Origin of the sequence: Dolichospermum sp. DET69 (assembly GCA_017355425.1) — a bacterium.
Classification (GTDB): Bacteria; Cyanobacteriota; Cyanobacteriia; order Cyanobacteriales; family Nostocaceae; genus Dolichospermum.
In genome coordinates, this window is sequence record CP070233.1 from 5,198,747 (window position 1) to 5,219,771 (window position 21,025).

17 protein-coding genes and 2 pseudogenes are annotated in these 21,025 nt (G+C 38.1%); 7 read left to right on the forward strand and 12 right to left on the reverse strand.

Annotated elements, in window-relative coordinates; genetic code table 11:
* The first annotated feature begins 45 nt into the window (after positions 1-45).
* Entirely contained in the window at positions 46-537 is a 492-nt protein-coding gene (locus EZY12_23935; GenBank protein QSX67680.1) for an N-acetyltransferase, read from the forward strand.
* A gap of 20 nt (positions 538-557) precedes the next feature.
* Here the strand turns inward: EZY12_23935 and EZY12_23940 are convergent, their stop codons facing one another.
* From EZY12_23940 to EZY12_23975, 8 genes are all read right to left on the reverse strand, one after another.
* Positions 558-1,160, reverse strand: a complete 603-nt coding sequence (locus EZY12_23940) for a nucleotidyltransferase family protein (GenBank protein QSX67681.1) — start codon at positions 1,158-1,160, stop codon at positions 558-560.
* The gene (locus tag EZY12_23945) at positions 1,157-2,329 is read right to left on the reverse strand and encodes an XdhC family protein (GenBank protein QSX67682.1); all 1,173 of its coding nucleotides are present in this window, start codon (positions 2,327-2,329) and stop codon (positions 1,157-1,159) included. The genes EZY12_23940 and EZY12_23945 overlap by 4 nt, the downstream gene beginning before the upstream one ends.
* A 333-nt stretch (positions 2,330-2,662) precedes the next feature.
* Positions 2,663-2,872 (reverse strand): hypothetical protein, encoded by a 210-nt coding sequence (locus EZY12_23950; GenBank protein QSX67683.1) that lies wholly within the window; start codon positions 2,870-2,872, stop codon positions 2,663-2,665.
* A gap of 621 nt (positions 2,873-3,493) precedes the next feature.
* A complete protein-coding gene (locus tag EZY12_23955; protein ID QSX67684.1) occupies positions 3,494-5,623 on the reverse strand; it encodes a xanthine dehydrogenase family protein molybdopterin-binding subunit in 2,130 nt (709 codons plus the stop codon).
* Positions 5,620-6,615 (reverse strand): xanthine dehydrogenase family protein subunit M, encoded by a 996-nt coding sequence (locus tag EZY12_23960; GenBank protein QSX67685.1) that lies wholly within the window; start codon positions 6,613-6,615, stop codon positions 5,620-5,622. The genes EZY12_23955 and EZY12_23960 overlap by 4 nt, the downstream gene beginning before the upstream one ends.
* Positions 6,612-7,181 carry a 2Fe-2S iron-sulfur cluster binding domain-containing protein gene (locus EZY12_23965; protein QSX67686.1) on the reverse strand — a complete coding sequence of 190 codons (570 nt, stop codon included), beginning with the start codon at positions 7,179-7,181 and terminating at the stop codon, positions 6,612-6,614. The genes EZY12_23960 and EZY12_23965 overlap by 4 nt, the downstream gene beginning before the upstream one ends.
* Positions 7,182-7,230: 49 nt before the next feature.
* Positions 7,231-7,413 carry a hypothetical protein gene (locus EZY12_23970; GenBank protein QSX67687.1) on the reverse strand — a complete coding sequence of 61 codons (183 nt, stop codon included), beginning with the start codon at positions 7,411-7,413 and terminating at the stop codon, positions 7,231-7,233.
* Positions 7,414-7,551: 138 nt separating this feature from the next.
* Positions 7,552-9,555 (reverse strand): family 10 glycosylhydrolase, encoded by a 2,004-nt coding sequence (locus EZY12_23975; protein QSX67688.1) that lies wholly within the window; start codon positions 9,553-9,555, stop codon positions 7,552-7,554.
* 687 nt (positions 9,556-10,242) lie between these two features.
* Between EZY12_23975 and EZY12_23980 the strand changes: the two genes are divergently transcribed.
* The 3 genes from EZY12_23980 to EZY12_23990 all read left to right on the forward strand — a co-directional run bounded on the left by EZY12_23980 (position 10,243) and on the right by EZY12_23990 (position 15,839).
* Positions 10,243-12,360: a hypothetical protein gene (locus EZY12_23980; protein ID QSX70812.1), complete on the forward strand. Its 2,118-nt coding sequence runs from the start codon at positions 10,243-10,245 to the stop codon at positions 12,358-12,360.
* Between the two features lie 185 nt (positions 12,361-12,545).
* A complete protein-coding gene (recN, locus tag EZY12_23985; GenBank protein QSX67689.1) occupies positions 12,546-14,282 on the forward strand; it encodes a DNA repair protein RecN in 1,737 nt (578 codons plus the stop codon).
* A gap of 318 nt (positions 14,283-14,600) precedes the next feature.
* On the forward strand, positions 14,601-15,839 hold the full coding sequence (locus EZY12_23990; protein ID QSX67690.1) for a transposase: 1,239 nt from the start codon (positions 14,601-14,603) through the stop codon (positions 15,837-15,839).
* 29 nt (positions 15,840-15,868) lie between these two features.
* Here the strand turns inward: EZY12_23990 and EZY12_23995 are convergent, their stop codons facing one another.
* A complete protein-coding gene (locus tag EZY12_23995) occupies positions 15,869-16,270 on the reverse strand; it encodes a fasciclin domain-containing protein (protein ID QSX67691.1) in 402 nt (133 codons plus the stop codon).
* Positions 16,271-16,841: 571 nt separating this feature from the next.
* On the opposite strand from EZY12_23995, the gene EZY12_24000 reads away from it, so the two are divergent.
* Positions 16,842-17,219, forward strand: coding sequence for a hypothetical protein (locus EZY12_24000; GenBank protein QSX67692.1), 378 nt, complete (start codon positions 16,842-16,844; stop codon positions 17,217-17,219).
* Between the two features lie 301 nt (positions 17,220-17,520).
* Here EZY12_24000 and EZY12_24005 read toward each other — a convergent pair.
* Positions 17,521-18,120, reverse strand: a pseudogene (locus EZY12_24005) (transposase).
* A 172-nt stretch (positions 18,121-18,292) separates the two neighbouring features.
* Here EZY12_24005 and EZY12_24010 point away from each other — a divergent pair.
* Entirely contained in the window at positions 18,293-18,994 is a 702-nt protein-coding gene (locus EZY12_24010; GenBank protein ID QSX67693.1) for a hypothetical protein, read from the forward strand.
* Positions 18,995-19,153: 159 nt separating this feature from the next.
* On the opposite strand, the gene EZY12_24015 is transcribed toward EZY12_24010, so the two are convergent.
* Positions 19,154-19,411, reverse strand: a complete 258-nt coding sequence (locus tag EZY12_24015) for a hypothetical protein (GenBank protein ID QSX67694.1) — start codon at positions 19,409-19,411, stop codon at positions 19,154-19,156.
* Positions 19,412-20,020: 609 nt separating this feature from the next.
* Between EZY12_24015 and EZY12_24020 the strand changes: the two genes are divergently transcribed.
* Complete coding sequence (locus EZY12_24020) at positions 20,021-20,650, forward strand: hypothetical protein (protein ID QSX67695.1); 630 nt, start codon at positions 20,021-20,023, stop codon at positions 20,648-20,650.
* 13 nt (positions 20,651-20,663) lie between these two features.
* Here EZY12_24020 and EZY12_24025 read toward each other — a convergent pair.
* A pseudogene (locus tag EZY12_24025) lies at positions 20,664-20,885 on the reverse strand (DNA polymerase I).
* Positions 20,886-21,025: the final 140 nt, after the last annotated feature.

A 21,025-nucleotide genomic window follows, 5' to 3' on the forward strand; every position in this document is an offset into this window, starting at 1 on the left:
ATTATTTTTAAATATTTTATCAATAATTTTGCCCAAATACCAGCAATGATCATCCGCCATGCCTCAGAAACTGACTTACCCGCTATTGTCGCCATTTATAACGCTTCTGTTCCTGGCCGCATGGCCACTGCTGATTTAGAACCTGTGACTGTGGAAAGCCGTTTGACTTGGTTTAATGGACGAGTTCCCTCAAAATTCCCTTTGTGGGTAATAGAAACCGAGGGGGTAATTGCTGGCTGGTTAAGTTTTCAATCATTCTACGGTAGACCAGCTTACTATTCTACAGCGGAAATTAGTATTTACATTTCTCCAGATTTTCAAGGACGTGGTTTGGGAAAACAACTTTTAGAAAAAGCAATTCAGGAAAGTCCCAATTTAGGTTTAAAGACTTTAGTTAGTTTTATTTTCGCTCACAATCAACCCAGTTTAAAGTTATTTGCTTGGTTCGGTTTTCAAGCTTGGGGAAATTTACCGAAAATTGCTGATTTGGACGGTGTGGAACGGGATTTGATGATTTTGGGTTTGCGTGTGATGTAGGGAATATGGAAAATGCTTATTTATTGGGAATTTTTCTCAATTTGTTGGTAATCTTCAGGTGTATCAATATCAATTGCACCCAAAGGAAAGGGAATACTAAAAACTTCGTGATAGTGGTTTTTAATTAATTTTTTTGCGCCTACATCCTCACTCAAAATTGCTAATTCCGAGAAAAAAATCTGACTAAATAAAACAGGCACACCTAATGTATCTGCGTATTCACAAGCAATGATGGGTTTCTTTGTAGAATGGTATGTTGCGACTAAATGATTGATAATTTCCGCAGAAAGAAACGGTTGATCAAAAACAGTAATAACTACTGCATCTATGGTAGGATAACAATTTGCAAGTGAGATAATTCCGCAGCGAATTGATGAACTCATTCCCAAATGCCAATCTGGATTTTCAACTATTCTCACACTAGCTTCCCTAATTTCAGAACGGATATTTTCTGCATTTGCTCCTAATACTACTATTATAGGGTTGCACACCGAAGCGATCGCATTTTTAATTGTATGATTAACTAAACTTTCTCCCTGATAGGATAAAAGTTGTTTTGGTGAACCCATGCGGGTTGATGCCCCTGCGGCTAGAATAATAATAGCAATATTTGATTCAGTCATTTTTCTGATAACACTGGACTTTGATTAATTTTAATTTCTCCGGCTTGATTTCGGTAGTGAATTGGTTCAGTCCGGTCTTTTAAAAACCCACCATTACGGTTTTTAAGTATAGCTTGAATTTCTGCAACAATGGATAATGCTATTGCTTCTGGTGTTTCTGCACCAATATCCATACCCACAGGAGCATATAACTTTTGTAATTGTTTAGAAGTAAATTCTTCACCATCTTTCTGTAAATCTGTGAGTAATCTTTCAGTTCGCTGCTTTGAACCCAAACAACCTAAATATTTGAGATTAGATGGTATTAGTAATTTCAAAATTTCTAAATCATCAAAGTAATTATGAGTCATTATTACCGCAAAAGTATATTCATTAATAGATATTTGTTGATATAAAATTTCTCGACGTGTGAGCATAACTTCATCAGCCATAATAAACCGTTCTTTACTTGTTTCTATGGCTCGACAATCAATAATTTTTACCTGCCAACCTAATGCTTTTGCAAAGTTGGCTACTGGAATAGCGTCACGTCCAGCACCAAAAATAATTAAGTTTGGTGGTGGTTTAATCAACTCCATAAAAACATTAACTTCACCTGATAAAAGTTGATATTTATGAAAACTTGAATTTTGATTTTTTAATGCTAATTGTGCATCTTTAATTAAGACTTGAGTTAAAGCAGATTCAACAATATTACTATTTACAGCACCATCATAATTGAGGATTAACCGCGCTCCTACCTGAACATTTATTGTCCCTGCAACAGCGAAAACAGTAGCAATAATTCCTGGTTGCTGATTGCAAAAACATTGATGAATAAAAGTTAAGGGATTAACTAGATCATCTTCAACAAGATGCTCAATCAGAACATCTACCACACCATTACAACCCAAACCAAAACCCCAAATAATATCTTCATCAGCACTAGTGTCATAAGTAACAACTTTTATCTGTCCATCTGCCATTAAGCGAGTATGCTCACATACATCGTTTTCTAGACAGCCACCGCTAATTGTTCCTACTATTTTACCTGATGATGTCATCAGCATCCGCGCCCCTGGTTGACGATAGGTAGAACCTTGAACATTGACAACTGTTGCTAAAAATACCTTTTCACTATTGTGTTGACTATTTACAAATTCTGTAATAATAGAATTTATCTCTTTCATCTTTACAGCCTGACAGGTATAGGTTTTTTACAATTGGGTTTTATGCAGGACGAAAGAAGACAAGGAAGGAAAGTAGACAAGGGAGTGTGAAGTGAAAGAACCGGAAAATTCTGCCCGCTATGTTCGCTGTGGGAGCAATCATCACTTATTACCAATTAGCCAACTTTCTGGATGATTAATCAGTTTTAATTCTTCTTTGTTCTTCTTCCTTGTCCACTTTCCCTCTTTGTCTGCCAAGTCTGGCCCCTATTATAAATCTCAATGTCAAAAACCTACACCTGTCAGGGGTGGGGTTCATGTACCTCATTCAATCAAGAACCGCTGTAATTTTCATTATTTTATAAAAACAAGTTGTTCGCCTTTATTGACTAAAAAAACACCGGATTTTCCAAAGTCAACCATAAAAATCTTATTATTAAGAGAGTAAAATAGATTCTCATAAATGCCAGTAGCTAATATTTGTTGTGTTTGCTCTGGATTTAAATCACATAATAATCTCTCATCTTCAATAGTTTGTAAATCAGAAATTATGATTGTGGACATTATTTTATTTCCTTTAAATTAACTGAAATAATTAACCGTAAATCCAAGTATTTGTTGTCCGAGAATAATCTACTTATATTTATTTACCTTGACTATTACATTTTTACATTATTCTCTTATCAAGAACCTAAAAGTTGTATAGGAATATCTTTTTTCTTAGACATAAGTTCATGAATTTTGTCTTTTATTTCAATTAGTCTAAACTCCAGTAAGTTAGAGGCAGAGCTTTCTACTATTCATTCCCATACAGAGCATGGGAACGAGGAAATAATGTTGTTGATTAAAAACCCGTTAGAGGGTGTTTGAAAAGTATTAAATAAAACCAATAATCTCCAAAAACCTAACCCCCCTGCCCCCCTTCCCTTGTAGGGAAGGGGGGTTTCAAAGCCTCTCTCCGCTTCGGGGAGAGGTTTACAAGAGGGGTTAATTTATACCTTGAAAACTTTTAAAACATCCTCTTATATATGGGCGCACTATTTTCCACCCATAACATATAGGATAAAACAATTTTCACGTCTTGTCAAGTCTTAACGATAAAATTCTGCAAAAATCCTTTTCTGTTTCTTTGCGCCTTTACGTGAGAAAAAGAATTTAATTTCCCACAGAGACGCAAAAACACAATCAAATAAACTTATCCGGCGTAATTGGTAAATCACGGATGCGTTTACCTGTAGCATGATAAACAGCATTAGCAATAGCAGCGGAAACACCTGTAATCCCAATTTCACCGACACCACGAACCCCAGCCCGGTTAAAATTCAAATCAGGTTCACCCACAAAACTCACATCAATGCGGGGAATATCTGCATGAGTTGGGTAATGGTAAGTACCCAGATCATAAACCACCGGATAACCGATATGAGGATCAAAGCGGCAATCTTCCATCAAAGCTTGACCGATACCCATAATTACAGCCCCTCGGACTTGAGAAGCTGCGGTTTTAGCATTCATCACCTTGCCAATATTCATCACAGACACCCACCGCGTCACCTGTAAGCGGCTGATTTCTTCATCAAGGCTGATTTCGCAAAAATGTGCGCCCCAGGACTGGAAAGCCCATTTTTTGCCCTCTGAGCCGGGAGCAGAAGCGCCTGTAGCTTCAAAAGCAGCCCGTTGGGACTGACGCAAAGTTGCAAAGGCTTCTGGGGCGGTTTTAGCTTGGGCAGTTTTCAAAACTTCCTCACAGGCTACCATTACTGCTGGAATCAGGGTGGCTGTCATTTGCGAACCACCAGCGATACTACCGTTAGGGAATAAAGAATCACCCAGTTCCACTTGCACCTTTTCCACAGGTAGTCCTAATCCTGCGGCTGCTGTACTGGCAATAATGGTATATGCACCTGTACCCATGTCATTACCGCTGGTGAGAATATGAGCTGTACCATCTGCTAATAGCCTGATTTTAACTGAGGCTGCACCCCGTAAACCGGGAAAAGTGGAAGCAGCCATACCCCAACCAATGAGTTTACCATCGCGGGATAGAGAACGGGGTTTTTTAGTTCTATTTTCCCAACCAAATTGTTTTGCACCCACCCGCAAACATTCCCCAAAATGTTTAGCAGAGAAAGGTAAACCTTGGCTTTGATGTTCTTTCGTTTCGTTCTTTAGCCGTAATTCTACTGGGTCTATTCCCAAATCCCAAGCCAGTTCATCCATTGCTGACTCTAAAGCATACAAACCGGGATTTTCTCCAGGCGCTCGCATAAAGGTAGGTGTACCAATATTCATGACTCCTAATTCTTGCAGAGTTCGCAAATTTGGAGCAGCATACATTACCGGGGTAATCCCTGTACATGGTTCAGTAAAAACATCCACAGGAGAAGTATAAGATTTTGCTGTATGTTCAATTCCCCGCAAACTACCATCAGCATTTGCCGCTAAACTAATGGTTTGCTCAGTTGCGGAACGGTGTCCAGCATTTGCCGTCATTTGTCTGCGGCTGAGAACCACTTTCAATGGCCGCTGAAGTTTACGAGCTGCTGCTGCACAGAGAATAGCGTGTGGCCAGGGAAAGGCTTTAGAACCAAATCCCCCGCCTAAAAATGGTGTAATAATTCTTACTTGTTCTGGGGCAAGTCCAAATAATTCTGAATATGTATTTTGGCTACCTTTTACCCACTGAGTCGGTTCATAGATGGTGAGAGAGTGGGAATTTTGCCACTGGGCAATAATGGCATGAGGTTCCATTGGTGCGTGTAGTTCCGTAGCTGTTTTGTAGGTGGCGGTAATTTTCGCTGCTGCACCTGCCATTATATCGGTCGAATTACCCGTGGCAAAACTACCTTTGGCAAATTTCATGTCTTCTCCAAACATGGATGGAGCATTTTTTAAGGTGACTTGTTGGGGATCTAAAATTGGCTTTTGGCTGGTATATTCAACTTTGACTAAATGGGCTGCTTCTTTTGCTTGTTCAAAGGTATCTGCTACTACTAAACCAATAATTTGCCCTGCGTAGTGAATTTGGTCATCTGCTAATGGTAGTCGCGCTTCGTAAATTTTAGAATTGACAAAGTTGTTACTAGGCTTAAAAATCTGAGGGGCATTTTTATGAGTGAAAACCGCAATTACCCCCGGTACTGTTTCTGCTGCTTGGGTGTTGATACTTTGAATATTCCCATTGGCAATACTAGCAGTGACGAGATAACCATGAACTAAATTCGGTATTTGGTGTTCAGCGGCATAGGTGGCTGTACCTGTTACTTTTGCCTGTCCATCTTTACGGTTAATGCCAGTCCCAATTACTTGATTCATGCTATCCCTCCTCCTTGAGCAGAAACCGTGAGAGCGCGACGAATTGCCCGTTTTGTCAGTTCAACTTTATAACCATTGTCAGCTAGGGGTTGCGCTGCTTCTAAGGCGATATTTGCAGCTTGGGTAAATGTGGAAATATCGGCAGATTTACCAATTAAAAACTTTTCGGCTGCTGTGGCTCGCCAAGGCTTATGTGCAACTCCGCCCATGGCTAAACGGACATCTTTAATTTTATCATCAACAATTTCCACAGCAGCAGCTACAGATATTAAAGCAAAAGAATAGGAAGTGCGATCGCGCAGTTTTAAATAAACTCCTGACTTGGCAAAAGCTAGAGGAGGTAAAATCACAGAAGTAATTAATTCTCCTGGTGCTAAATTACTATCTTTTTGTGGTGTATTTTCTGGTAAACGGTGGAAATCTACAAAGGGAATTTGCCTTTTATCTTGTGGTCCTGCTACTTCTACCACCGCATCTAAAGCCGTCAGAGCCACACACATATCAGAAGGATGAACTGCCACACATTGATCACTAGCACCGAGAATAGCGTGCATTCTGTTAATTCCCGTAGCTGCCGGACAACCAGTTCCCGGCTGGCGTTTGTTGCAAGGGAAAGCAGGATCGTAGTAATAGGGACAACGAGTTTTTTGTAAGAGATTACCGCCAACTGTGGCTATGTTGCGAATTTGTTGAGATGCACCAGAGAGAATCGCCCTGGTTAACATGGGGTAATTACGGCGAATATCAGTATTATCAGCTACAGCCGTATTTGTCACCAAAGCTCCCAACCGCAGACTACCATTAGCCATTTTTTCGATCTTCTGCATCTGTAAGCGGGAGATATCAATCAGTTGTGATGGCTCTTTGACGAAGGCTTTAAGAAGATCAACTAAATTTGTCCCCCCACCAATAAACATAGCATTTTGATCAGCAACGGCTCGGTTGACGGCATCTTTTACCGTGGTAGCCCGAACATAAGTAAAGTTATTCATGATCCTTGTATTCCCTGGGATTCACTGACCATTACATTTGCCATAGGAGAGGGGGGTTTTTGGCCAATTGCTTGCTGGACTGCGGCAACAATGCCGTTGTAAGCACTACACCGACAGAGATTCCCACTCAATCGCTCCTTGATTTCTGCGTCTGAAAGTTCAACTAATTGGGGAGGAGTATTCAAATCTGAAGTTACAGCACTGGCACAACCGCGTTTAACTTCCTCTAGTAGTGCCACAGAGGCGCAAATTTGCCCTGGTGTGCAGTAACCACATTGAAAGCCATCATTTTCAATAAAGGCTGTCTGCATGGGATGGAGAGTATCCCCTGTTGCCAGTCCTTCAATGGTGACAATTTTTTTATCTTCCTGCATGACCGCCAAAGAAAGACAAGAATATACTCGTTGTCCATCAATCAGCACTGTACAAGCTCCACACTGACCATGATCACATCCTTTTTTGCTGCCTACTAATCCCAAACGTTCCCGTAGGGCATCGAGGAGAGTCACACGCGGCTCAATACTTAGGGGGCGTTGTTCACCATTAACATTGAGTATTATATTCATTTCACCATTGCCTTACGTCCTAATCCCAGAATAATGTAGTGTTTCGTAGTCAAAAGTAGGAATAAGCATCTTTGCTGTGGAGTTTTTTGAAATCAGTAAGTTTACCGCCAATTCTTTTCCCGTCTACCCTTATCTCTAGCCTAGTCGCAGATTGCACTACAACTCGACCTGAGACACCTTGACAACAGGCTCCTAGAGTAGTTTCTTTGGCTACACTTTCTTGATTCAGCAATGCAGGAACATTTTTTGGTTAGCTTATTGAGAATAGGACTTACCCATTGACAAAAAATATCAAATATGTATTGCTGTGAAAATCAACGGATAAGTAGGGGCGTATTGCAATACGCCCCTACCCCACCTTAACTAATTCTCAAGTTACGGTATTGATGACACCTTCACTTTCATTCCCTAATCTATCCACAGCGCATACTGCATAAGTTCCGGGGGTGACTGTAGCAAAGGTAGTTCCAGCAGATAAAATTCGGTGAATTATCCAATTATTACTATTTTGCACATACAGTGTCCAAGAACGCACGGGTTGATCATTTCCCGGTTCCCAGTTTAATTTACCATCAATAAACTTGAGGTTTTGGGGAGGTGGTGGCGTTGTCGGATTTTGCCATAACAGACTAGGAACTAAAGCAGGTTTGGAATAATCGCTTTTGAATTGGTCAGCTATGCTTTGGCGATTTTCTTGAATACTACTCATACTAAAAAAGATATTACCCAAGGAAAGATTACCCGCTAAATTTCGAGAAATCTGTATTTGCTTGGCAATTTCGCTATTTTTCCAGTCTTTACCATCTAGTTGTCCCAGATTGTTGCCTGCATAAACGTGACGCTGCTTAATGTTAATTTCAGTCCACCACTTTAGCAATACTTCGTAGCTTTGTTTGGTTTGGTCGGTACGCCAGTAGAGTTGAGGAGCAATATAATCTATCCAGCCTTGTTGTAACCATTTTTTAGAATCTGCATAAAGGACATTATAGGCATCTAAACCGACAATTCCCGCAGGTTCTCCTGAACGATAAATCCCAAAGGGACTAATTCCAAATTTAACATGAGACTTGGTGGCTTTAATTCCTTGAGCAAGTCGCATTACCATTTGATTGACGTTTTCCCGTCTCCAATTTTCTAAACTCAGTTTACCTCCACTAGCTTGATAAGCTGCGTAAGTTTTATGGTCAGGGAAAGATTGACCAGATATGGGATAGGGATAAAAATAATCATCTAGATGAATGGCATCTAAATCATAACGCCGGACAACATCAATAATGACATCATAAGCTCTGTCTTGAACGATTTTTGCACCGGGGTCCATCCATTGTTGAGTACCCCATTGATAAACTAGTTCTGGGTTGGTAACTGCGATGTGGGGATAAACAGGGGAAATTTTACTGTTGGCTCTAGCGCGGTAGGGATTGAACCAAGCGTGTAATTCAATATTGCGTTTATGACATTCAGCGATCGCAAACTCCAAAGGATCATAAAATGGTATTGGTGCTTTTCCCTGAGTTCCTGTGAGCCAAGCACTCCAAGGTTCTAACTCGGAAGCATATAAAGCATCACCTTCTGGTCTAACCTGCAAAACTAAAGCATTGAAATTCAAAGCTTGTAACTGTTTAATAATCTCTAGCAATTCCGCTTTTTGCTGTTCTACACTTAGTCCTGATTTAGAAGGCCAATCACTATTCCACACAGACGCAACCCAAGCCCCCCGAAATTCCCGACGATGACTCACTTTAACAGTCTCAGACGTTTTAGATGGGGGAATAACAATATAATCAGAGGGGATTTTTGCGGCTTTTCCCAAATATACTAAAACCTGATAAACCATTACTGCTACATCTGCACGGGTAGCGGCTGTTTTATAATTCAGGATTTTTCTGTTGGGATAACTCACCACCCAACCAGCGCGAGTTGCTAAAGCTATTTGATTAATTCCATAGTAGGGAATTAAAGATCCATCTTGATAAATTTCTGCCAGTTGATTTACTAAGTCCAGGTCAACTTTACCAGCAATTTCTAAGCCATTGACCATTGCTACCAAGGCATCACCTCTAGCAATACTGTCATCTAAGCCGAAACGCCTATTCGGATAACCTGTCAAAAATCCAGTTTCATAAACTTTTTTAATCGCGTTTATTGCCCAATGAGTCTGAGGAACATCCACAAAAGGCACATATTCCCGTTTGACTGGTTGAGAAAAAACTGAAGCGATAATGGCCGCAAACTCAGCCCGTGTTACAGGACTATTGGGGCGACAAGTTCCATCAGGATAACCACTGAGAATTCGCCTGGCTGCTAAAGCTTCAATAAATGGTTTAGACCAATGACTTTGAATATCGGAGAATGTTATAGGAGTAGATACCATATTTAATTAGATAAGTAGGTTAGCATTGAAAATTGTTGTTATGGCAAGGCAAGAGGCAAGAGGCAAAAGGCAAGATTGAAGAGGTTTTAGGAGATTTTACTTTTCTTTACATACCTTTAAATTTTTATGTTCACCTACTTAGTTGCATCTTCTCTTAATTTAACAATATTTCCGCTATAATTGCTAATTTTCTCCTCATTCACTTCGATATATAAGTTTTTTTTATCATCCGTTTGCGAAAAAAGTTCCTGACCATGTTTATTGATAATATCTGGGGTTCATTCTCAAGATTATTGAGAATCTAGTCAATAAGCCAACGATTTTACTAGGGTATTGACATCTGTAAATTTTGTGCTATTGTCAAGGTATACGATCTGAAAGTATTCATATCTAAAATTCAATATTCTCTAGAATCATCCTGTTGTCGTTGAGAGTTGAAGCGACACAAAGTTTACATATTAACACTAAATAGCCTAATAAAAAAGAATTCACCGAGTCAGAATCAATGAGTGAGGGTATTAAACCCGCTTATTCATCTACTAGTCGTGCGGAATTCATTCTGACTCGGTGACTCGGTGATTCCTGAATTCTCTTTGATAAAATAATGATATTTGTTATCTGTAATTTTAGTGAGTGAGTATAATTCGTGATAAATTAATTACGAATTGGCAAGTAATACCAGTTAACATGAATAATCGTCGGTTGCTAGAAGTAAGCGAATACGTATGCTTAGGGTTGTCAATATCGGGAACAATAGTAGCTACAGTGACGCAACAAGTGGTTTATGCGGTTATTCCCCTAAATTTAAGCATGGCTTTTAATTTAGTCAATCGTTATAAGTTTAATTATTCCCAATTACAATTACAAATTGACCAATTACAGACAAATTTGCAAAATATTACTGAAGAATTTCATCAAATCACTAAAACCATGAATACATCTAATCAACGTTTAGAACAAATCGTAGCTTGGAGACAACAACTAAGCCAAATTATTGACCAAACAATTGAGATTGCAATTAATGACCGTTTAGGGGAAATCGAGACTTATAAACAACAAATTAGTCAAGCCGTTGATCAGAAATTTCAAGCATTAGCTCAAAAATTAAATAGAGAATTTAACGGACTTAATCAACAACTTAGAACTGTTAATAATCGGTTGCAGGAGTTAGATAGTTCTCTGGTAAATTTGAATTCCACTGTTGAAAAAGACGAATATTTAAACAATATTTCCGAATTAAAAGCTGAATTATCACAAATTAATCAAGAGATACAGGTCGTTAATTCTCGATTTGCAGAATTTGAGATCTCTATCAAAAATGGTTATCAAAGCACTCAGCAGCAATTAGCAGAATTACGCGATAATCAACAAAATCAAAATCTGGAATTTACCCAGATTTATGAAAAAATTGAAATTGTAAATTCTCGATTTGAACAAATTGATAATTCAACACATAAATTACAGCAAATAATTCTAGAACAAAGCCAAGAAATCAGTGAAATTAAAGAAAAGCAGAAAAGTGAAAGCTCTAAAATTAATGATATCCTGGATGCTATTAACCACCGATTGACAAAATTAGATGGATTAACAGAATTAGATAGTTTATTTACAGCTTTAATACAACCGTTACAGATAGAAAATAAATCAAATTTGCTCACAAATCAAATCACAGCAGAACCAAGCGAAGAAGTAGGGGAAATATTCACAATTAATAACTTGGATTCTCTGAGCGATTCTCTTGATGAATCTTTCGATGCATTGACAGAATTAAATACTTGGTTAAACCCGTCACAGGTAGCAAATCCATCAAATTTGCAAAAATCAGATAACTATCCAGAAAAATCAGAAATACCGAACATAATTCCTACCACATCTATATTAGATGACAAAACCGGAAAATTAGTAACTGTTGGGACTCTTAAAGGACATCAAAGTAAAGTTCTCTCTGTCGCTTTTAGTCCCAATGGTAGGTTTTTAGCAAGTGGCAGTGATGATAAGATAATTAAATTGTGGGATTTAGCCAAAGAGGAACACCTGACTCTGAAAGGACATGGAGAGTCTTCTGGGTCTAGAGGGATTAATTCATTAGCTTTTAGTCCAGATAGTAGAATTTTAGCCAGTGGAAGTGATGACAAAACTATTAAATTGTGGGATGTAAGTATAGGAATAGAAATTTTCACTTTTCCAGAACAAGAAGAAAGAATTTATGCTATCTCATTTAATCCGTCGGGAAAAATATTAGCCAGTGGTAGTAAAGATAAGACTGTGAAAATATGGTCACTAGAAACAGGAAAAGAAACTTACTCTTTCAAAGGTCATACAGATGATGTTTTGTGTGTGGCTTTTAGTCCTGACGGTAAACTATTAGCTAGTGGTGCAGGTGGTAATGATAAAACTATCAAAATTTTACAATTAGCTGAAAATAAAGTGAAAACTTTAACAGGACATTCTGATTGGTTTGGAGGGATTACTTCTTTGGCCTTTAGTCCAGACGGAAAAATTTTAATGAGTGGTAGTCAAGATAATACTATCAAACTTTGGAATGTAGAAACTAGTCAAGAAATTAGAACTTTATTAGGACATTCTGATACTATTTGTGCTGTTGCATATAGTCCAAATGGACAGATTTTAGCTAGTGCGAGTAAAGATAAGATGGTGAAATTATGGTCAGTTGCTAATGGTGAAGAAATTTCTAGCGTAAAATGCAATGATTCAGTGATTTATTCCATTGCCTTCAGTCCAGATGGTAAAATGTTAGCTGCTGGGAATGGAGATACAACTATTACGCTCTTTCCTGTAGCATAATTTGTGATCACAGGGAACAGGGAACAGGGAACAGGGAACAGGGAACAGGGAACACCGAAACAGGGAAGAGAATTGAAAGTCTTTTGCTGTATGTTTCTTTAGGTAAATTTTGTATTTCATGCAACCGCATACCGCTATATTAATCAGCGGAAACGAGGAAGTCTGCAATAGTGGAGATTATTTAAATGCTGTTATATTTAAGAATTGAAAATTTTGCTTTAGTTGATCATCTGGAATTGGATTTTGGTGCAGGTTTGAATGTTTTAACAGGGGAAACTGGCGCTGGAAAATCAATTATCTTAGATGCCATTGATGCGGTTTTAGGTGGTAAAGTCTCTAGTCGGGTGATTCGGACTGGCACAAATCGTGCTATTGTGGAAGCAACTTTTAGTGTGACTCCGCCTCTAGCTGCTTGGTTAAATGAACAAGAAATTGATTTAACAGATGATAATGCTGTGATCATTAGTCGAGAAATTACTACCACTACCACTAATATTCGCAGTCGGTCACGAGTGAATGGGGTACTGGTAAATCGTCCCTTAATGGGAGGACTACGGAACTTCTTAGTAGAAATTACGGCACAAGGACAAACAGTACAAGTGGGACAATCTGCCCAAGTTCGAGATTGGGTAGATTTATATGGTGGTGATACTTTATGGCAAAAACGCCAAAATGTCGCTGCTGCTTTTATTGTCTATCAACAAGCCCGTCAAGCCCTGGAAAAACGCCGGACATCGGAACGGGAACGACTGCAACAATTGGATTTACTCACCTATCAAGTGCAAGAATTGGGTGGGGCTAATCTTGATGATGCCCAGGAAATGGAACAGTTAAATCAAGAACGGGACCGCCTGAATCATGTTGTGGATTTACAACAAATGAGTTATAAGGTTTATCAGGCTTTGTATCAAGATGATCAGGAAACTCGCACTGCGGCTGATTTATTAGCCGATGGGGAGATGACATTAACTCACATGGTGGCGTATGATTCTCAATTACAATCTATGCTAGAATTGGTGCGAGATGCGATCGCAGCAGTCATGGAAGTTGGTAAACAAATTAATATTTATGGGGAAAGTTTAGAAGCAGACCCTCAACGGTTGGAGGAGGTGGAGGAACGAGTCCGGGAATTAAAACAAATTTGTCGCAAATATGGACCAACTCTGACGGAAGCTATTGCTTATTATGAAAAAATTCAAAGTGAGTTAGCCCAATTAAATAATAGTGAACAATCTATAGAAACCTTAGAACAACAAGAAAAATTATATTTACAAGAACTCCAGCAAGTTAGTTACCAATTAACCCAATTACGTCAGCAAAGTGCGGCTAATTTAGAATCTCGGTTACTAGCGGAACTCAAACCATTAGCTATGGATAAGGTGAAATTTCAAGTGGAAATTGTCCCCGTCTCTCCCACAGCTACAGGTGCAGATAAAATTACTTTTATGTTTAGTCCTAATCCTGGTGAACCTATTCAACCATTAACAGAAATTGCTTCTGGTGGGGAAATGAGCCGATTTTTACTAGCGTTAAAAGCTTGTTTTCACCGAGGGAATGAAGTCGGAACGATGATCTTTGATGAAATTGATGTAGGGGTTTCTGGTAGAGTTGCCCAAGCTATAGCGGAAAAATTGCACCAACTTAGTCAAGGACATCAAGTATTATGTGTCACCCATCAACCTCTAATTGCCGCCATGGCAGATCGTCATTTTCGTGTTGATAAACTAGTAATTAATAAAACCCGAAATAGTAATGATGAACAGCGGACTGTGGTGAGAGTCACCAGTTTAGATAATTTAACTACCCGCAGAGAAGAATTAGCGCAGTTAGCCGGTGGTAAATCTGCCAACGAAGCTATCTCCTTTGCAGAATCCTTATTATTACAAGCTGCGAATCATCGGGAAACTCAGCAACCAAAATAACCGATACAAACAGTTTTTTGAAAACCACAGAATCCATTGATGGATACATCTTTATCAGCGTTCATCAGCGTTTATCCGCGTTCACTTATTCTTAATATTATCGGGTAGCGACCGTAGTTAATCGCTACCCTACAAAAGTGTTATTTATCGAATCGCTGTAAGACCCCCGTCTCAAGGTCTCCTAGGCGGGGGATGTAAAGCGGTTCAAAACGCAGCACTAGGCAGATCAATATTGAGCGTTAGCGAAATAGAATCTGCATAGTAGCTAAGTTTTTAACAAATCATGATATACTATTTATGTACCATAGTTAGACATAAATGATCGTATTTGAGGCAAAACTTGAAGGACTTGACGAGCAGTATCGAGCGCTTGATGAAGCGATTAGAACTGCTCGTTTTGTGCGGAATAGTTGCCTAAGATACTGGATGGACAATAAGGGCATTGGACGCTATGACCTGAATAAGTTCTGCGCTGTACTTGCTGCTAATATTGAGTTTCCTTGGGTATGCAAATTAAACTCAATGGCCAGACAAGCCAGTGCAGAAAGAGCGTGGTCTGCTATTGCTAGGTTTTTTGATAACTGCAAGAAATGCAAACCAGGGAAGAAAGGTTTTCCAAAGTTTAAGAAAGAACAAACACACGGTTCTGTTGAATACAAAACCTGTGGTTGGAAACTTTCTGACGACCGCAGGTACATCACTTTTACCGATGGATTTGAAGCAGGAACATTTAAACTTTGGGGAACTCGTGACCTACATTTCTACCAACTCAAACAGTTTAAAAGAGTGCGGGTTGTGCGTCGTGCTGATGGGTATTATGCCCAGTTTTGCATTGACCAAGAACGAGTAGAAAGGCGTGAACCAACGGGTAAGACTATTGGTATTGATGTGGGATTGAACCATTTCTACACCGATAGTAACGGTGAAACAATCGCCAATCCTAGACATCTTCGCCAGAGTGAGAAGTCTTTAAAACGATTGCAACGCCGGATGTCCAAGACTAAAAAGGGTTCTCAAAATAGAGTCAAGTTGAGAAATAAACTGGCGCGTAAGCACCTGAAAGTAAGTCGCCAACGTAAAGACTTTGCTGTAAAAACAGCAAGGTGCGTAGTGAAGTCTAACGACCTTGTGGCGTATGAAGATTTGATGGTGCGGAATATGGTCAAGAATCACCGATTGGCGAAATCAATTAATGATGCGTCATGGTCGTTGTTCCGTGAATGGGTTGAGTATTTTGGTAAAGTGTTTGGTGTGGTAACTGTTGCCGTGCCGCCCCACTTCACCTCACAAAACTGCTCAAATTGTGGGCAAGTGGTTAAGAAAACCCTTAGCACTAGAACCCATATATGCCCGCATTGTGGACATACACAAGATCGCGATGGGAACGCAGCGCGGAACATACTAGAAAAAGGTCTAAGTACGGTGGGTCACACCGGAACTAACGCCTCTGGAGAGACTGACCAATACTTGAGTGAGGTAACTCCTTCAAGCAAGTCAACTCGTGGAAAGAGGAAACCCAAAGAGCGATCTTTGGAATCCCCACCCTCTACGGAGTAGGGTGGGGAGGATGTCAACTAAACACTTACTTATGCAGGAATCAAGACTGTATCAATGACATGAATAACGCCATTATCAGCAGCAATATCTGGTGTTGCTACAGTAGCATTATTTATCTTCACACCATGAGAAGCGTCAATTTTTACATCTGAACCCTCTACAGTAGTAGCTGATTTAAGTTTAGCTACATCAGCAGCTAATACTTTACCAGAAACAACATGATAAGTCAGGATTTTCTGGAGCTTGGGAATATCCTTCAGTAAAGAATCTACCGTGCCTTTTGGCAGTTTAGCAAACGCCTCATCAGTAGGTGCAAAAAGAGTAAATGGTCCATCACCTTTGAGAGTATCAACTAACCCAGCGGCTTTAACCGCAGCAATTAAGGTACTGAAAGAGCCAGCTTTTACAGCAGTATCAACAATGTCAGCCATGTTTTTTCACTAATTTCTCAACATTTCCTGACTAATGTAAACATTTCTATAGTGGATTTAATCTATCTTTGGATATGTACTTAAGCTCAAGGCAGAATTTAGAATTTAGAATTTAGAATTTAGAATTTAGAATTTAGAATTTAGAATTTAGAATTTAGAATGAATACAGCCCACATTCCGCACTTCATTTTGTAATACATCAAGATTACCAATATCGGGCTAATAATGGTCAGATAGGGATCACATAACCACCAGGAAAAACCAGGATTAATACTTAATAAAACTACCCCAATTTAGTAACATTTTTTGAAGTATTAGTATGTGACATTTTGAAGTGCGGAATGCCGGCTGTAGGGGAAAGTATAGATTACACAAAAAGCGATAAAGGAGGAGTTGGCATCATCTTTAAGTTTTTGCTCTATTTATGTTAAAATTTTAGGACTATAGGTTTTCTAGCTCTGGTAAGGTACGTATTCAGTAAACCACAAACCTTTAAAAACCAACGTAAAACCAATAGTTTCAGCCATTAAAAATACTCCTTATTCATGATTAGTAATAGAGCGTTGATAAAATGAAAGACATATTTTTTGATGCCTTTAAAATAATACGGAACTCTTTAACAAGTCCTTTAGAGAACTCCATAATTACCCGAAGCAATAGTGATACTGGTAGGACTCTTTATTCTCGTGGATCTTATGAATCATCAGAACTAGATACAGAAAATAGAAGGTTAAAAAATGAAATTACCATTAGCCCTATGTTCAAGTTGGGGTTTTGGGCAGCATTAGTTTTAACAAGTGCTTCTTTGGTTTTATCGTTTTTCCTTCTGCCTAAAGACGCGCAAACTATATTATCTGAGCAGCAAAAGCAACTTTTTGAAACCTGTAATACTACTTGGAAAATGGGATTTGGAGCGATTATTGGTTTGATAGGAGGTAAGGCAACTTAGCTTAAGCGTTACCTCTTTTTGTCAATTTTCGTGGATTCACATCTTGCATAAATAAAAATTGATATTGATGTGGTTCAATTACATAGTATTAAGCCTTTTCTCCTGACCTGTCTCCTACTTCACGAATTCGGCTCTTCGGTACTTGCTATGCTAAACTATTAAACAAAATGCCAGTTTAATAAGCATCTAATTCGGAAATTCTCAAAGTTTTTAAATCCATATCCGTGTCACTTGAACATCCTCCCACATATCGAATAAATCCCCTTGTCAATAGGGTTTGAGATGCGCTAACCCTGCATTCCATAAGGGTTTGTTTGATTATTTCTTGTGTTCGTCCACTTAAAATTGCATTTAGTTTACTTTGATCTAAATCTACTAATACCGCACAGTAATTTCCATGTCCTTTCTTCAAAGCTATTTCATCAATTCCTAGTCTTTTCAGATTTATAGGTTTTAAATTTGGTAGTTCTGACGATGCGTCTTTTAACATTCTTTCTATTTCGTCTTCTGTTACTATACCTTTTGCTGCTACACTATGAATATCATTTTCTGAAACTTCTTGTATCGTCTTATGTGCAAGACGGTTTGTATAGGTTCTTTTCTTTTTTACAAAATCTAAATCTTCACTAAACGGTTTTTTACATTTTTCACATTTAAACTGTCGGCGATTAATTTCTAAAAATACTTCTTTTTCTCCAAACGGGAGATCCTTAATAATATGTCTATGATTTTGATGTAATTTATGGCTGGTTGTGCCACACTTAGGACAGGTAGCAAATGACTTTTCTTGTTCAATTTGTAAAATCATCCCAATTCCAGTGTGAAGACGATGTGATATAACTTTTACATCGCTTAAATCAAGAATCTCTGTTAGAACTTTAATATCTCTTTTACCAGTCATAGCACTAATTTCATCTAAAAATAATCTGCATTGTATTTATAGTTAATAACAAATATTCTTTATATGTCAACCTTTACAGCACTTTTAGATATTTATTGATACATTTTGTAATATTTTTTAGTGAGCGTAGCTAATAGTTTGGCATAACAACTACCGAAGAGCCACGAATTCTATGTTTTTAACATCTATACACTTTCTAAGTGAGTTTCAAGAAGAGATAAAGTCAAGACTGCTAGGGGTCTTGCGAAAAATTATTCCATTATCTGTGAACTATGAGTATGAAGGCTTGATTTTACGGATTGTGAATCATAGTGAAATTCTATCAAAAAGTGACCTTATTGAGCTAGGAAATTTCATTACTCAAGAACTTGATCTTTTTAGTATCGAGGAGTTCTCTTTGCTTGAAAGTATAATAATAGACACGAAAAAAGATTTAAATGTAGAAGGCTTTTGGAGGGCTAAATTTTCTAAAAATAAGAATAATCCAAAGGAAACTACTGGTGTCTATGCCTGGATTTTTTTAAATGCTGCTTACCTAACTACACTTAAAGATTTCAAAACAACTTTAGCGCATGAATATGGACACCATTGGACAATACTATACTTTATTAAGAATCATGGGTTTCAACTAGAACAAAGGCTATCGGATCAATACTATCAACTTCGAGGACTAAACAACAAAGATTATGCTCCCGATTATACTAAAGGTTGGCTGAGGTGTGATAGAGAAATTATAGCGGAGGATTATCGTGTAATTTCTGCTTATTCACCTCACAATCAAGAACATAGAATGGCTAGTGATTCAGGCATCGAACTAACGTTTCCTAATGAAGAAATCAAGTTATATATAAAAGGGCTAAAACAACAACAGTAAATCTATGTAACCTGAATCCATACTAACTAGTATTTTGATCCAAAGCAGGCATAATCTATGCTACTGGTATTTGTAGTTATCAAAACCAGTAAATTCATTTGTTGGCAAATAGGTTAGAAATCTTTTAGATTTTTTACGCTGTTGTGCCAACACAAAGCCTTAAGATTTGATAATAGCTCTGAATGGTCTGTAATAAATACCCTTTGCCTTGGGACGAACTTCGGATATACAACCATCTGTACTAATGTTAATGCTTGTTTCATCCTCTTTTTCCAGGTCTTCTTTGGCTACACTAAAAAATATTCCATTCTTTGCGTCCTGCAATTTCTCCTCTAGATACCTAATTTTTCTTCTAGGAGCGCCTGCCTCCTTAGCATTTTCAAGGAGTTGTTTAAGTCTATCGATTGTTACACGCATAATTTTGTTCCTCAAATAGTTCAAAGGCTTTAGGTATAAAAACCTTCACAGCTTTCCATACATTGGAACCGTTAATAGAAAGACTGAGTTTTTGAGCGTTTTAATGATTCTTTCACATCCTTAATTAAACCGTGGATTTTGTTTACAATGGTCTGTTGTATGTATAACTTATATGTAAATTTTATGTAAAAGTTGTGTTAGAGTTAGATCCGACATTCCGTACTTCATAATGTAGTATGAGCCTTTTCAAGAATTATTCTTAATAAGGGTCAAAGGCTTACGTATTAAAACTTGAAATATTTGGCTCTTCGGTGCTTACTATGCTAAATTAACCAATAAAATCTTAAAATCCTTGCCATATAAGGATTATAGGTTGATTGGACATAAATTTGGCATCAAAAACAATAAAGTCCTTTATTTATAAGGGTTCTGGGGTAAATAAACTCATATTTGGCATAACAAATACCGAAGAGCCAAATATTTGATAAAATATGTATTTTTAAGGACAATAAAAAATAAAATTAAGGAAACATTCGCATATTACAAAATAAAGTGCGGAATATGGGTTAGATAATGTAAAACTTTTACAAAAGTCATTGTGAGTGAGTAATGAGCCGATCACATCGAGCATCAAAAGAAGGAATTCAAAAGCTTTATCAAACATTTTATATTTATGGTAGAACGCAGGATTACCTAGCTGGAACAGTAGGGTGTACTCGACAAACTGTAAACAAATTTTTAGCAGGACGACCTATTGATAAGCGATTATTTCAAGCTCTGTGTGATGAGTTACGGTTGAACTGGCAAGATATTGCTGAACTAGAGATGGAAGAATATGAAAATTCCAGGACTGTTGGTAGTATTAATAGAACCAGGAATACTTTTGCATTCGCAACTGAAGAAACTATATCAATACCTCTAAAAGAAGGACAAGACAGTAACCAAACTATTGTTACATATATTACCAATGGCGGGGAATTTGTTATTAAAATCCCAGGTGATATTAATAGCTTTTTACAAAATGTTGAAGAACAAAATATTTGGCTGGAAGCTGTAAAGAGAACTTCAGGTGATCAAAATGTAAAAATAGTTAAAATTGAAAGAGGTAGTATCAAAATAATCTTTAATGTTTCTCAAGATGGGATTAAAAACCTAGCGAAACTAATTAACTCAGGCAAACTTGAGGACAACCTAGACTGCGATCGCCTCATTACCGTAGACGATCGCTCTCATCATTAGTATCATTCCCCACTCAAAACAGACTCAACTGCTTTCCCACATCACCTTGAGGCTCAACAACCGAAAGTAACTCATCTCGTTTTTTAGCCATCAACTCCAAATAATACCCACTGGAATAGGCTTCAGAATTAGTCAATCCCGTAATTCCTTGATAAAACGTGACAACATCCCCAGTATTACCCAGAACCAAAAGAGCCTTTTCACCTTTCTTAATTTTCCGAGTAACCTGTAACTGCCTATCTTTTCCTTTGACTTTGAACTCGTAAATTATCATGGCTGCGACCTAAACACCACGAAGCTGTGCTAACTCACAGAGCATAATCTTGTCAATAGGACAAACTTTCAGTGGAGGCTAAAGCCTCTGGCTGGCTTTCA

Bases quoted from the DNA above. Each gene is read 5' to 3' on its own strand.
- EZY12_23935 (QSX67680.1), top strand. From the start codon at position 46: ATGATCATCCGCCATGCCTCAGAAACTGACTTACCCGCTATTGTCGCC.
- EZY12_23940 (QSX67681.1), bottom strand. From the start codon at position 1,160: ATGACTGAATCAAATATTGCTATTATTATTCTAGCCGCAGGGGCATCA.
- EZY12_23945 (QSX67682.1), bottom strand. From the start codon at position 2,329: ATGAAAGAGATAAATTCTATTATTACAGAATTTGTAAATAGTCAACAC.
- EZY12_23950 (QSX67683.1), bottom strand. From the start codon at position 2,872: ATGTCCACAATCATAATTTCTGATTTACAAACTATTGAAGATGAGAGA.
- EZY12_23955 (QSX67684.1), bottom strand. From the start codon at position 5,623: ATGAATCAAGTAATTGGGACTGGCATTAACCGTAAAGATGGACAGGCA.
- EZY12_23960 (QSX67685.1), bottom strand. From the start codon at position 6,615: ATGAATAACTTTACTTATGTTCGGGCTACCACGGTAAAAGATGCCGTC.
- EZY12_23965 (QSX67686.1), bottom strand. From the start codon at position 7,181: ATGAATATAATACTCAATGTTAATGGTGAACAACGCCCCCTAAGTATT.
- EZY12_23975 (QSX67688.1), bottom strand. From the start codon at position 9,555: ATGGTATCTACTCCTATAACATTCTCCGATATTCAAAGTCATTGGTCT.
- EZY12_23980 (QSX70812.1), top strand. From the start codon at position 10,243: ATGAATAATCGTCGGTTGCTAGAAGTAAGCGAATACGTATGCTTAGGG.
- recN (QSX67689.1), top strand. From the start codon at position 12,546: ATGCTGTTATATTTAAGAATTGAAAATTTTGCTTTAGTTGATCATCTG.
- EZY12_23990 (QSX67690.1), top strand. From the start codon at position 14,601: ATGATCGTATTTGAGGCAAAACTTGAAGGACTTGACGAGCAGTATCGA.
- EZY12_23995 (QSX67691.1), bottom strand. From the start codon at position 16,270: ATGGCTGACATTGTTGATACTGCTGTAAAAGCTGGCTCTTTCAGTACC.
- EZY12_24000 (QSX67692.1), top strand. From the start codon at position 16,842: ATGAAAGACATATTTTTTGATGCCTTTAAAATAATACGGAACTCTTTA.
- EZY12_24010 (QSX67693.1), top strand. From the start codon at position 18,293: ATGTTTTTAACATCTATACACTTTCTAAGTGAGTTTCAAGAAGAGATA.
- EZY12_24015 (QSX67694.1), bottom strand. From the start codon at position 19,411: ATGCGTGTAACAATCGATAGACTTAAACAACTCCTTGAAAATGCTAAG.
- EZY12_24020 (QSX67695.1), top strand. From the start codon at position 20,021: ATGAGCCGATCACATCGAGCATCAAAAGAAGGAATTCAAAAGCTTTAT.